Source organism: Candidatus Cloacimonadota bacterium (assembly GCA_019429305.1).
Classification (GTDB): Bacteria; Cloacimonadota; Cloacimonadia; order Cloacimonadales; family JAJBBL01; genus JAHYIR01.
The window spans coordinates 1-13,083 of record JAHYIR010000010.1 but is presented as its reverse complement, the minus strand read 5'-3'; the positions used below and the strand labels follow the sequence as shown (position 1 = coordinate 13,083).

Annotated in this window: 12 protein-coding genes; 5 read left to right on the top strand and 7 right to left on the bottom strand. The window is 35.9% G+C overall.

The window, feature by feature from the left end:
- The first annotated feature begins 14 nt into the window (after positions 1 to 14).
- The 4 genes from K0B81_05610 to K0B81_05595 all read left to right on the top strand — a co-directional run bounded on the left by K0B81_05610 (position 15) and on the right by K0B81_05595 (position 6,251).
- Positions 15 to 785, top strand: coding sequence for an ATP-binding cassette domain-containing protein (locus K0B81_05610; protein ID MBW6516078.1), 771 nt, complete (start codon positions 15 to 17; stop codon positions 783 to 785).
- Complete coding sequence (locus tag K0B81_05605; protein ID MBW6516077.1) at positions 775 to 2,787, top strand: ABC transporter permease; 2,013 nt, start codon at positions 775 to 777, stop codon at positions 2,785 to 2,787. Before K0B81_05610 ends, K0B81_05605 begins: the two co-directional genes overlap by 11 nt.
- Before the next feature lie 85 nt (positions 2,788 to 2,872).
- Entirely contained in the window at positions 2,873 to 3,622 is a 750-nt protein-coding gene (gene recO, locus K0B81_05600) for a DNA repair protein RecO (GenBank protein ID MBW6516076.1), read from the top strand.
- Positions 3,623 to 3,629: 7 nt separating this feature from the next.
- Positions 3,630 to 6,251: a CBS domain-containing protein gene (locus K0B81_05595; GenBank protein ID MBW6516075.1), complete on the top strand. Its 2,622-nt coding sequence runs from the start codon at positions 3,630 to 3,632 to the stop codon at positions 6,249 to 6,251.
- A gap of 82 nt (positions 6,252 to 6,333) precedes the next feature.
- Here K0B81_05595 and pruA read toward each other — a convergent pair whose 3' ends face one another.
- Positions 6,334 to 7,944: an L-glutamate gamma-semialdehyde dehydrogenase gene (gene pruA / locus K0B81_05590; protein MBW6516074.1), complete on the bottom strand. Its 1,611-nt coding sequence runs from the start codon at positions 7,942 to 7,944 to the stop codon at positions 6,334 to 6,336.
- A 204-nt stretch (positions 7,945 to 8,148) separates the two neighbouring features.
- Here pruA and K0B81_05585 point away from each other — a divergent pair, with 204 nt between their 5' ends.
- A complete protein-coding gene (locus K0B81_05585) occupies positions 8,149 to 8,754 on the top strand; it encodes a TetR/AcrR family transcriptional regulator (GenBank protein ID MBW6516073.1) in 606 nt (201 codons plus the stop codon).
- A 62-nt stretch (positions 8,755 to 8,816) separates the two neighbouring features.
- Here K0B81_05585 and K0B81_05580 read toward each other — a convergent pair whose 3' ends face one another.
- The 6 genes from K0B81_05580 to K0B81_05555 form a co-directional block, all read right to left on the bottom strand.
- Positions 8,817 to 9,749, bottom strand: a complete 933-nt coding sequence (locus K0B81_05580) for a hypothetical protein (GenBank protein MBW6516072.1) — start codon at positions 9,747 to 9,749, stop codon at positions 8,817 to 8,819.
- A gap of 9 nt (positions 9,750 to 9,758) precedes the next feature.
- Positions 9,759 to 10,166, bottom strand: a complete 408-nt coding sequence (locus K0B81_05575; GenBank protein ID MBW6516071.1) for a hypothetical protein — start codon at positions 10,164 to 10,166, stop codon at positions 9,759 to 9,761.
- Positions 10,167 to 10,181: 15 nt separating this feature from the next.
- Positions 10,182 to 10,721, bottom strand: a complete 540-nt coding sequence (locus tag K0B81_05570; GenBank protein ID MBW6516070.1) for a hypothetical protein — start codon at positions 10,719 to 10,721, stop codon at positions 10,182 to 10,184.
- Positions 10,722 to 10,741: 20 nt separating this feature from the next.
- Entirely contained in the window at positions 10,742 to 11,581 is an 840-nt protein-coding gene (locus K0B81_05565; protein MBW6516069.1) for a M55 family metallopeptidase, read from the bottom strand.
- A gap of 164 nt (positions 11,582 to 11,745) precedes the next feature.
- The gene (locus K0B81_05560; GenBank protein ID MBW6516068.1) at positions 11,746 to 12,255 is read right to left on the bottom strand and encodes a hypothetical protein; all 510 of its coding nucleotides are present in this window, start codon (positions 12,253 to 12,255) and stop codon (positions 11,746 to 11,748) included.
- A 13-nt stretch (positions 12,256 to 12,268) separates the two neighbouring features.
- Positions 12,269 to 13,083: tail fiber domain-containing protein (locus K0B81_05555; GenBank protein MBW6516067.1), on the bottom strand; the 815-nt coding region annotated here is incomplete at its 5' end.

Genomic DNA, 13,083 nt, shown 5'->3' with positions numbered 1-13,083 from the left:
CCATAAGATAAAGAATGATTAAGGTTGAAGGACTAACTAAGATATTCAAGAAGAAAAACGGAAGCAGCTTTCGGGCTGTCGACAATTTTTCTTTCGTTGCTGAAAAGGGACAAATCGTATCTCTGCTGGGAGTTAACGGAGCCGGTAAAACGACGATGTTGAGGATGCTCTCCACAGTTTTACAGGCAGATGAGGGAGATGCATTACTTGAAGGATATAGTATTAGAGATAATCCTGACAAAGTAAGAAACGTTATTGGTTTCTTGTCAGGAGATACAGGATTGTATAACCGTTTAACTCCCCGAGAGATCATTACTTACTTTGGCAAACTCTATGATGTTCCTTTGAATGATATCAAAAGCCGAATTGCCGAAATGGCGGAACTTCTTGATATGCATGACTTTTTAGACCGGAAAGTAGATGTTCTTTCAACTGGTATGAAGCAAAAAGTATCTATCTGCCGCTCTATCATTCATAATCCACCAATCATGATCTTCGATGAACCGACTGCAGGACTTGATATTCTAACTGCAAGAACAATCGTATCTTTTATCTATAAATGTAAAGAAGAGGGGAAGTGTATCCTATTTTCGACCCATATTATGCGAGAAGCCGAACGTATTGCAGATAAAATTGAATTGATCCATCAAGGTCGACTATTAGCTGAAGGTACAATAGAAAACATGCGAGAGAAGACGGGATTAACTGATCTTGATGATATCTTCGTACATTATGTCAATGCATCCAAAATTCTCGATGAAGAGGTTAAAGCAGATGAGTATTAAAAAGATCTTTATTGTCTATCGTAAAGAGATGCTTGACCTTTTCAGAGATAGAAGAACAATAATTTCATCAATAGTAATACCGATCATCCTATACCCTGTCCTTATGATAGGTTTCAATACTCTGTTATCTCGCCAAACGGTTAAACTACATGAACAAGAAGTCATAATCTATATTATTGATAATGCTCAAGATGAATACTCTCAATTGGTTTATGATAAACTTGAAGAGACACCAAGATTGCAGATATTGCAACCAGTAGAGAGTTATGAACAACTTTTTAATGAGAAACTCATCCAAGCACTAGTAACTCTTGATTCTGAAGATATTAGTGATGACTTTACATATCTAAATGCAAAGATAACCTATAACCGAGTAGATGAAAAGAGTGAACTGGCTTATAGTATAATAAGCAGGGTTTTGAGAGACCTTGAGAAAGATATGATCGGCAGTAGACTACGAGCCATCAATATCTCAGAAGATATTCTTAAAGTGATTGAAATAGAAGCAGAAGATGTAGCGACTGAACAACAAACTTTAGGAATGATATTAGCTCGTATTCTACCTTACTTTCTTATTTTGATATCAATTAGTGGAGCATCAGTAGCAGCTGTTGATCTTGTAGCTGGCGAAAAGGAGAGAGGAACGCTGGAAACGATACTGGTTAGTGCAGCCAAAAGAAGCGAATTAGTACTCGGTAAGTTTTCTGCAGTTATTAGTATTTCTTTAATCACTGTTTTGTTGAATTTAGCGAGTATCTTCTTTTCTTTTCGTCATCTTGTATCTCAAGCTGCTCAGACTGTGGCTATCCAAATACCTTTTGGCAGTCTCTTCCTTATTCTTATACTAATGGTTCCCATGATCATTTTCTTTGCCGCAATAGTCTTCTCATTTTCTACTTATTCACGCAACATGAAAGAGAGCTATAGCTATACCCAACCATTGATGATAGTAGCAATGCTCTTATCTCTTGTTAGTGCTTTGCCGGCAATAGATACTACTTTTGGGATGACATTGATTCCAGTGATCAATGTATCTCTCATGATAAAAGAGATCATGCTCGGAGATCTAAATATTGCTCTTTATCTATCTACCTTAATATCGACTTGTATCTTGGTAGTTTTAGCCGTTGCTTTCTCTATAAGATTATTTTATAAAGAAGAGGTTTTGTTTAGAACAACAGAAGATTCTCTTATCACAGGCGGGAAAAAAGGGGGTTGGAAAGTACTCTCACCTGGCTTTGCCATGCTATTCTTTATTGTTATTCTGTTACTATTTTATTATGTTGGCTTGAGTTGGCAAATTCGAGATTTAGAACAGGGACTGATCAGAACTTTAATTTTCCTAGTATTCCTTCCTATTCTCATTGTCATAAGGTTCGGAAAGCTTGATATGAAAGAAACTTTGAGTATAAGAGGAACAAAACCACTAAATTATATCACAATTCTTCTCATATCAATTCCCATTTTTATCTTAGTTAATCTCCTTGCTCAAATCATCAATATCATCTATCCTTTTCCTGAACACTACCTCGAGAGTTTTCAGCAGCTATTTTTCCTTGAGGGGAGAACATTTTGGTATTCATTATTTGTGATTGCTCTATTACCAGGTATAACTGAAGAAGTGATGTTTCGAGGATATTTTATCAAAGCATTTCGTGAGAAAGGGGTCTGGAACAGTATATTAGCCAGCGGAATACTTTTTGCTGTGTTACATCTAGATATGTTTAGATTCATTCCGGTAGCTATACTTGGATTCTGGCTTGGATATACTCTCTTAAGGACAAGAAGCATCTTTATTCCTATTTTAGCCCATACTGCCAATAATGCACTTGCTCTTATAGTCGCCAGATATGGAGATTATATTCCCGGTATCCAGTACATAATTAAAGATGATATGATTACTTGGTGGACTGCTGTTCCTGCAGTTATCATTCTTATTTTGATTTTCAAGGTATTTAATAAAACGAACGATCCGCTGTCTTTAAAGGAACAACCTATTTAGAAACTAAACTACAAGCCGCCTTTTAAGAAATATCTGGACAGCATAGCTGATAACACTACCTTAAGATTATATTGAGGTAGAGCAGATGGTTAGTGAAAATACCAATTTTTTTCATACTGAGGGTATCTTGTTGAAGAGACAGCCCTATAAGGAAAACTCTGTTCTTTGTCGGTGCTTGACTAAAGATTTTGGTATTATCAGTATCATTGCTTCAGGAGTATATAAAGAAAAGAGTAGCTTAACAGGTATTTTGGAACCCTTTTCTCAGGTTCAAATGGAGTTATATAAAACACAGAAAACTCAAATATATACACTCCGCTCTGCTAATATAGTTAAATCATATCTTTATGGAGTAGATTATCAGAACACACTACTTGTCAATGCGGCGGGAGAATTACTATTGCAATGTGAGTTTCTGATTGGAGAAAGCATAGATTTTTATGAGTTGTTAGTTGATTTTCTTAACTACCTAACAAAATCCGAATATCATTACTTTCTGATATTTTCAAGATTTGTTCTGAAGTTTTTTTCTCTTCTGGGGATATCTATAGAGATGTGTTGCAGTAATTGCATGACAAAAGAGTTTACCTATTTTTATCCACAACAAGACGGTTTTTTATGTGCAAACTGTTACAAACCACTTCAATACAAGAGTCTTATTCAACTAAAACAGGAAACCTCTTATGCTTTGTGTAATATCTACAGTTTGAAACAGACTAAAGAAAAAACTATTTCCCAAGAGATTATTGATGAGATCAAGAATGTTTTCTTGATTCATTTGAGTAACCATTATAACAAGAAATTTCATCTGAATAGCTTATCTGACTATAAATAGTTGCTTTATGGAAATAATCATCAGCCATACAAATTGTGATTTTGACGGGTTTGCTTCTATGTTAGCAGCTTCACTTCTTTATCCAGAGGCAAAACTCTGTTTGACCGGATCAGTAGAGGTTAATTTGAAAAGCTTCTTAGAACGTTATCATAACAAATTTGATCTCTTAAAGGAAAAAAACGTCAATCCGGAAGAAGTGACAAAGATTATCTCAGTTGATAATAGAGATGTAACCAGGATGAGTAAGTTTGGTCAATATCTAACCGAAAGTGAACAGAAGCGGAAGAGAGTAACTGTAATATGTTATGATCATCACCCTGATTCTCAAACAGATATAATTGGCGATTATATGCATTTTGACAATACAGGTGCTTGTACAACCATAATGCTGGATTTCTTAAAAAATGCCGGCATTCAGATCAGTCCCTTTTATGCCTCAATATTTGCTTTGGGAATCTATGAAGATACAGGGAATTTTACTAATGCTAATATTACTGCAAAAGATTTTGCAGCAGTATCATATCTGTTCTCCTTAGGAGCTTCTCTCAATCTCATTCGTGAATTCTTGCCAAAGGAGTTTACAGCCAGACAGTTGGAATTAATCAATCATATGTTAGCTATCTGTGAAACTATATCAATCAAAGGTATTGAGATCTCTTTCATTGAGATAGAGACAGAAGGATTTCAGGATGATATTGCGTATCTTCTACAGACAGTAAAGGCGAGCCGAAATCTTAAACTTATCTTTTGTATTTGCTATCGTGAAGACAAAGTACAGGTTATTGCCAGAAATGATTATGATTTTATTTACTTAGACAGATTAATGCAATCAATGGGTGGTGGTGGTCATAAATCTGCAGCTTTTGCTTCGATGATAAGAGAAGATGGTCAAAATGTGAAGAAATCTATCATCGAGTTAGTGGAGAATCAGGTCTTAGATTATGGTACTGCAGGAGATATTATGACTGTCCCGGTTGACATTGTAAAAACGGAAATGACGGTATATGAAGCCCGAGATTTTCTTTTGAACAAAAATTACAGCACTCTAGTCATTGGTGATAAAGGAAAGATTCAAGGGGTATTAACAAAAAAGGATGTTAGTCGTGCCATACATCACAACATGGGTAAAATGTCAGTAGAAAATTCTATGTCAACGAATGTTATTACAGTTAAAGATAATGAATCTATTTATACGGTTTACAAAACAATGGTTGATTTCAATATTGGCAGGATACCTGTTGTTAATGAACAAGGTATAGTACGTGGTATAATTACCCGTAGTGATCTATTACATTATCATTTCCATTTTCATTTCCAACAGCAGGAGATCCCTACTGATTTTGATAATATCAAAGGGTTGATACTGAAGAATCTGGACGAAGAAATCATTACCCTGTTAAAACAAGCAGGACATGTAGCAGAATCTTTAGGGATGAAGGCGTATGTAGTCGGTGGTTTCGTTAGGGATCTTATCATGCAACGCTATAACTACGATATAGATATTGTAGTTGAGGGAGATGGATTGCTATTTGCTCAAGAATATACCAAAAAATTCGGCAAGAGATACAGACCTTTCCCTCAATTTGGGACTGCTTATGTGATTTTAAAGAATAGTCGCAAGATAGATGTTGCCACTGCTCGAACAGAGTTTTATGCAGGTTCTGGTAGTTTACCAGAAGTGGAATATTCCAGTATAAGAAATGATCTATATCGTCGTGATTTCACAATAAATAGCTTGGCTGTTTGTATTAATCCGAAACAATTTGGATTCTTATTAGATTATTTCGGTGGAAGAAGAGATATAAGACTGGGAGTCTTAAAAGTCTTGAACAATATGAGTTTTATTGAAGATCCGATAAGGATTCTTAGGGCAGTTCGTTTTGAACAGCGATTTGGTTTTAACATAGAGACTAAAACTCTACATCTTTTAACCAGCAGCTTGAAACTGAAGAGTTTAAAAAATGTTTCTGTTGAAAGGATAAGAACAGAATTGGTCATATCATGTAAAAAAGGGTCAGCAGGTACTTTCTTTATGCGTTTAGAGGAGTTGGGCATACTCAAGGATATCAATATAAATCTTGTCTTTACCACAATGAAAAGAGAGATATGTCAGCGAGTTTACGAGCTATCTATTTGGTTTACTAATAGTTTTCCAACAGAAGAGTTAGAAACATGGATCTGCTATCATCTGGCTCTTTTTGAAGATGTAAGTCTCCGGATTAAGCTTAAGATAGCACGACAGCTAAAATATTCGAATCTGTTCACCGACAGTATTAGAAAAACTGTATATTTCATAGAAAACTATCTTCCCAATATCGAGAAATTACGAGATAGTGGTGAGTTTGGTTTATTGTTAAAGAATTATAATCTCCCATCGGTAATTTATCTCACAGCATATTCAAATAAACCGGAGATAAAAGAAAAGTTTGTCCAGTATTTAACAAAAACACGTTTTGTAAGTACAGAGTTAAAAGGTAATGATCTCATTTCCTTAGGTATACCTGAAAGCAAAGTAATTGGTCGCCTTCTTGATGAACTATGGAAATATAAGGTGAATAACTTGCTTCCTGATAGGAAAGCAGAGATCTCTTTTATTAAAGAGTATATACAAAGGAATAATAAAGTATAGTACTAAGTTGATGAATTATCTAAGATTAATCGGTCTCGGTGCCATTACTGTAGTAAAGTCTTCTATCCGATTATAATGAAGTTTACTCCATAAAAGGATACTTATAATCTATTGGAGGAAGATAGTTAACTTTTACTGATCTCATCGAAATCCACCGAAGAAGATTAGCTATTGATCCTGCCTTGTCATTTGTTCCAGACTTTCTGCTGCCGCCAAAAGGTTGTTGACCGACAACAGCACCTGTCGGTTTATCATTTATATAAAAATTACCGGCACTATGCCTTAGTATTTTTTCTGCTAGTATTATGCTCTGTTGATCATTAGAAAATATTGAACCGGTTAAACCATACTCCGAAGTAGATTCACATAAGTAAAGAGTCTTTTTGTATTCATCATCAGGATAGACAAAGATTGTCAATAAAGGACCGAAGATCTCTTCTCGCATTGTAATATAATTAGGGTCTGTAGTTCTTACTACCGTAGGTTCAATAAAATAGCCTTTTTTATCATCAAAATTGCCACCAAAAATGATCTCAGTGACTTTGCTTTGCTTCACATCTTCAATATAACTAACTATCTTTTGAAAACTCTTCTTATCAATTACAGCATTGTGAAAGTTGTGAAAATCAAGAGGAGTTCCTGTTTTTACCGAATCCAATGTTGTTATCAGTTTTTCTTTAAATTCTTCCCAGACACTCTCCGGGATATACATTCTTGAGGCAGCAGAACATTTCTGTCCCTGATATTCAAAAGCTCCTCTAACGACTGCTGTGATAAGACTATCTATATTAGCAGATTTATGAACAAAGATGAAATCTTTACCTCCTGTCTCACCTACTATACGGGGATAAGTTCTATACTTATCGATATTGCTGCCTATCGTTTTCCAGATGTGATTAAATACTTTTGTACTACCGGTGAAATGTATTCCTGATAGACTCGGGCTCTCTAAGACTATATCACCAACTTCATTGCCTGATCCAGGAATCATGTTAATCACTCCATCGGGTAATCCGGCTTCTTTTAGAATTTTCATTATGAAATATGCCGGATAGACAGCATTACTGGCTGGTTTCCATATTACCGTATTTCCTAATATAGCCGGAGCCGTTGGTAGATTTCCGGCTATAGAGGCAAAGTTAAAAGGTGTAATAGCGAAGATGAAACCTTCTAAAGGTCTTGGATCAAGGTAATTCCATTCACCCTGTGGAGATATGAGAGTATGCTTACGCCAAATTTGCTCAGCATAGTAAGGATTGAATCTCCAGAAGTCAATTAATTCAGCAGTATCTATCTCTGCCTGATGGACATTTTTACTCAGACTTAACATAACTATAGCATTGAATTGATGACGGTATTTAACGCTAAGTAGTTCAGCAGCTCTTAAAAAAATGGCTGCACGATGTTGATAAGGGAACGAAGACCACTCAATCCAAGCATTTTGGACTACTTTCATTGCCTGTTCAATTTCTTTTCTATCTACAGTATGAAATTGCCCAATTTTGTGAGAATGATTATGTGGTTCAATTATGTTAGAGATCTTTCCTGTTCTGATCTCTTTAGTACCAATAAATGCTGGTATATCAACAAACTCATTTCTAATTCTATTTAATTCACTGACTAACAGTTCTCTTTCTCTACTACCTTTACGATAGTATAAAATCTTTTCGTTTAGTGGTTTAGGTACTATCATTGACTTACCTCCAAAAACCTTATCTATATAAAAATATAACCCATATAATGTTGTTAAGCAAACAAACGAGTAGCAGAATTACTTTGTTGCTTTATCCATCTTTGTTAGAAATATGACAGTTATATCAAAAATTGAAATCATTTATTGACAAACACCAAAGTTTATAATCAACAACATATAGTCTATAGTAAGTGAAGAGGTGATATGATCATACACACAAAAGAACTCTCTCCGAAACGAGAAGCATTAAAGAAACGAATTATTGAAACAGCTTTCGAAATGTTTTCAAAATATGGTTTAGATAATACTACCATTTCAAACATAGCTAAAAGCGTAGGTATTGGTGATGGAACTATCTATTTATATTTTCACAATAAAACAGATCTATTTATAGAGACATATAACTTAGCTATTGATATAATGTTAGCAGAAATTGATGCTATACTAAAAAAAATAGATAACCCTCTAGCAAGGTTTTATGGTATATTTGATGCTGCTATAACTGTTTTCCAAAAAAGACCAGAAATAATAGCCTATATAGTCAGTAATAATTTTCGATTACCACGAATCTCATTACAAGATCCTACTTTTCAGAGTTTTCGCTATTTTATGGCGTATATACAGGATATCTGTAGAACAGCCATTGATAAAGGTTTTATAAGGGAAGTAGATAGCGGAGCATTAGCTTATTACACACATTGTATATTAGACTACATTGCTCGAATCTGGGTTATAAGTGATTATGAAGTAGATATGATTAAATTCAAAAATACTATGTTAGATATTACTATGTATGGTCTAATTCCATAAGAAATTAAAAAAAAGCAAAGAAGTTAAAGAAAGATCAATCTTAGAACTCGCTACATAATTACTTAGGAAACAATAGGGTTAATTCCCAGAATTTTATGTAGTATATTTCGTCTTTTATTCTCTTTAAAGTCATCAGGAGTTGCTTTCCCTGCAAAGACCCGCTTCTTTACCAACCCCATAGCTTCAGAAACAATGTTTCTGAAAGTATCATAAAAGAACTTTGAAGACGGATATAAATCTCTATCAGATGATATATAAATCTTCTTGCAATAGTTTTCAGTTACTAATGAAACCCAAGTAAAAATTGCTGCATTCACATAGCCGTCTGCTAAAGAAGTAAAAATCTTATTCACAAAGGGAACGCTCTTCAGAAAATCTCCTGCCATCTTGCTCATAAATTCTTCAACAGCAAATTCAACTAAACCTGAACCACCTATTGCCATTGAATAATAGACTTTCTTGAGTATACTAAACAACTCTCTATCGGGTACTCTGCCATGGTAAAGCACAAATATCTCTTTGATCATGCTAATACTACCCGAAAGAATGAAAAAAGCATCTAAGAAACCGTTTTGAGAAAGACCTGTGGAGAGAAAGATTCTTAAGACATATTTTCGTCTGATCAGGTCGCATTGTTTACTAAGCGTAGCAATAACCTGTTCATAACTCTCTTCGCTATCTTGAATTGAATCAACATCATAACCTATTTGTAATAAATAATTGTTCTTGCGAAAGTTTTCTATTCTTTTACGTCGTAATTCAGGTGTCTTATGCAGTTTATCAGTCACTACATAAATCTTGGAAATGGCAAAAATTCTAACTAAAGGGAGAACTACTAGGAATATGAATAATAGCGTAAATATTCCCAGGATTACATACATGAGATAGGGATGGATTGATTGGGTATAATGGATCAGGAAAAGCAGTTCTTTGAAGATGATATATAATACAAATAGTGATAAAAAGAAGAGGATACGGTTGATCATTTTCCACATATCTATCTCCTATTTTTTGTATGCAACATATATGTCAGCTTCTATCATTACTCCATACTCATAAAAATGATGCACGAAGTAGATATTACCCACTTCATCAAGTGTAGGTTCTCCCGCAAATTGTGATATTACCAATTCAGGTGTACCCCAATCATCACCCTGTTTGATTGAACGAAAGATAGCGGGAGTACCCAAGTAGGTTCTGGTAAACCAGAGTTCATTACCATCTGTTGTTACAAAAGGGAGGCTTTCATTGGCAGGTGTGTTAACGGCTTCGATATTAATCGGATCTGACCATTCACCTTCGCTTCTGGTAGTCATCCAAATATCATAAAGACCAAACCCACCCGGTCTATCTGAATGGAAATAGAGATCATCATTATGAATATGTACTTCGCCTATTTGGATCTCTTTCATAAGTCGATCCCCACATTAAGTCCAATTGACCCATCTGTCATTTACCAACTCTGCAGTGAACATATTAACTCCGGTATAACCTTCTCTTGCTGAGGCAAACCACATTTCATCATCTTGGATAGCAACGGCGCCGTCTAAAGCCAATTTTCCGGGCTTTTGCAACCAAACCCTTTCTGCAGATTGCCATTCACCGTTAATTTTATATGAGATCCAAACACCAGAAACTTGATCTAATATTTGTTGTTCCGGCGGCACTCTTACATCCGGTGTGAAGAAGAAATAGAGAGTATTACCGTCTGGTAAAATATATGGAGAATCCTCAGCCCCTGATGTGTTAACTCCTGCACCTAAAGGTACTGGTTCCTCATAATCACTGGAATGCAGGATAGGGGGGTGGTGATCTATTTTAGGAGTTCTTTTGATAATATCGGGAGGTAGTTTATCAAGCCGGTCAATATCAGGATAATTAGCCAGAGGGTTATCAGAACACGCCTGAACAAGGGTAATAAATATTACAACTAAGATTGCTACCAAAATCAATAGAACAGTTTTCATATCATTACTAACTAATCAAATCATGGATTTACGGTATAAGCAATAGTTGTCAAAGCTACTATTGTTTCAAAGACAACCGCATAATCATTATGAGTAAAAGCGATTGTTCTCCCGTCAAGACGGGTAGTACATGGTACTAAAGCTGCTACATCAGCCATGGAAGAGCTGTTAAAAAGAATCTTGAGTGTAATAGGCGATGTGAATTTATATCTTTGAAGAGGTTGTTCGATTTTTTGCAAAGCGATCTTAACCTTTTCTTTTAACTCTTCCTGTACTTTCAGCATTGAGTAGTTCATAGCAGCAAATTTTGCGATCGATTGTTTAGTAACAACATATTCTGCTTCCGAGAGTGGTGTATTCTGTAGTTCTTCTTTCAACGTCTGATCACCTGTTATCAAAACCACCGGGATATCATAATGACCGGCATAAGCCGCATTGATAAAAGCTTCATTCATTGGAATATCATTGATCCAAAGTCTGTGAACCCGGCTATTGGAATAGGTATGGTCCATGTTACCGTGAGCAGCTCCGGAACCGGCATGATAACCAAGAAAGATAACGGCACTAATATCTTTATCGAAGGCGGGCATCATATAAAAAGGACGGGGAGAACCGGACACCAAACTAATTCTCTTGTCAAGTGCAGTAATTTCATAATCAAGATTATCTCCCATCCCGTGACTGTCAGCTATTATTATCTCGCTGATTTTACTATTCTCGACGCTTCCTAAAATTGCTTCTATAACATCTTTGGTGTGATTGTAAATGGCTTTTTTGACGCTGTTCCGGTCTCTCTTTTCCTGCTCCCAGTTCCACGTTCCGGGCATTCCTTCCATATCGAGTGATATATATATCCGCATAGACCTCTCCTTTAACTATAAGTAAATATACTACTTATGGTAAGTATATGCAGATGTCAAATTATTTGATTAATATCAATTCTACTCTTTTAAAATAACCTCCCAATTCTTAGATGGCTAGCACTATCTAGAGTTTTTATTACTCATACCTGATTTATTTGCTTTTATCTTCTTGTTTCTCTAAGTAATCCTCTACTGGGTAGTAATTCTGTGGAAGCTACAATTCTATAAAACCTTCTCATCACACTGACAGGTTCAGAGTATGATGTAACACCGACAACTGCTATAGGTGCTCCCCAATCTAAGCTATATGGATCATCAGAGGCATATATTTTATAGGAATTTGCTCTAGGTATCTCGCTCCATTCCATAAAGAAGTTTCCCGATGAGACCCAAATATTCACGATTGTTGGTGTCAATAGTTCACCTAAGTCATCTATTCCCAAATAATAGCCTGGAAGCAGACTGTAGTTAGCACTGGTTGCCACATCTCCGCTTATGATTCCCAATACAGATCCCTGCAGGATATAGTTTACAGAGGAAGGTGCATTGTTAAAAGCCGAACCACTCGACAGAGTATGAGCTTTTAAAACATAGTTCTCACTGGTTGGGTTATCAGCTAATAGAAAGATTGAGAACATAACTATTAAGAACAATAAGGTTGTCTTTTTCATTCTTTACTCCCTATTAGTTACCCCTGCTTTCCAGAATCATTATTCGATGTAGTAACTCATCAATCTGTCTCTGTTGTCTATCAATTATCTCCTGCTGTTCCTGAACAGCTTTGACAAGAGGTACAACAAATTCAGCATAACGCAAACCATAGAAATCACTATCGTTCTTAGGAACGTCAACACCACTGAAATCGAATCCACTTTCCCGGGCGGCTCTTTCCACTTCTTCAGCAACAAAGCCGCTATAACGGATGGTACTTTTTTCTGATCTTCCCTGTTGGTCTTTAATACCGGGGGTATCAATGTAGCTGTTTCCATCTGCATCACGACGGCAGTCTTCATCCAGTTCATTAGCCAATCCATGCACATCAAGCTGATAAGTCACCGGACGCAATTTAGTAATAAATTCTAAGCCAACTACATCATCCTCTATATTTCTACTGTATCTGCTATCCCATAGATTAGTCCAACCAGCCCAGCCACCAATGGAACTAACAGAACTGTTACCAATACGAACCTGATTACTGGCTGTAGGTCTTGCATTATAGCCGTAACCGGCAACATTCGTTAAGCTATTTGCGCTGGCATATGCATCTGCACCAACAAAAGTACCATAAGTAATATTGGTACGCCAATCTCCAGCGGAAACTCCATGGGCTGTGTTATAATTACCATTGATATTCTCATACATTGACCACATACCTGCAGCTGTGTTGTAGTTGCCTGTTTCATTCTCAAAAAGTGTTGCATTCCCAATGGCTGTATTACCATAACCATTAGAAGTATAAAGAGCATTAGTTCCAATTGCTGTATTAAATTCCCCACTAG

Coding starts and splice junctions, on each gene's coding strand:
- K0B81_05610 (MBW6516078.1), top strand. CDS start 15: ATGATTAAGGTTGAAGGACTAACTAAGATATTCAAGAAGAAAAACGGA.
- K0B81_05605 (MBW6516077.1), top strand. CDS start 775: ATGAGTATTAAAAAGATCTTTATTGTCTATCGTAAAGAGATGCTTGAC.
- recO (MBW6516076.1), top strand. CDS start 2,873: ATGGTTAGTGAAAATACCAATTTTTTTCATACTGAGGGTATCTTGTTG.
- K0B81_05595 (MBW6516075.1), top strand. CDS start 3,630: ATGGAAATAATCATCAGCCATACAAATTGTGATTTTGACGGGTTTGCT.
- pruA (MBW6516074.1), bottom strand. CDS start 7,944: ATGATAGTACCTAAACCACTAAACGAAAAGATTTTATACTATCGTAAA.
- K0B81_05585 (MBW6516073.1), top strand. CDS start 8,149: ATGATCATACACACAAAAGAACTCTCTCCGAAACGAGAAGCATTAAAG.
- K0B81_05580 (MBW6516072.1), bottom strand. CDS start 9,749: ATGTGGAAAATGATCAACCGTATCCTCTTCTTTTTATCACTATTTGTA.
- K0B81_05575 (MBW6516071.1), bottom strand. CDS start 10,166: ATGAAAGAGATCCAAATAGGCGAAGTACATATTCATAATGATGATCTC.
- K0B81_05570 (MBW6516070.1), bottom strand. CDS start 10,721: ATGAAAACTGTTCTATTGATTTTGGTAGCAATCTTAGTTGTAATATTT.
- K0B81_05565 (MBW6516069.1), bottom strand. CDS start 11,581: ATGCGGATATATATATCACTCGATATGGAAGGAATGCCCGGAACGTGG.
- K0B81_05560 (MBW6516068.1), bottom strand. CDS start 12,255: ATGAAAAAGACAACCTTATTGTTCTTAATAGTTATGTTCTCAATCTTT.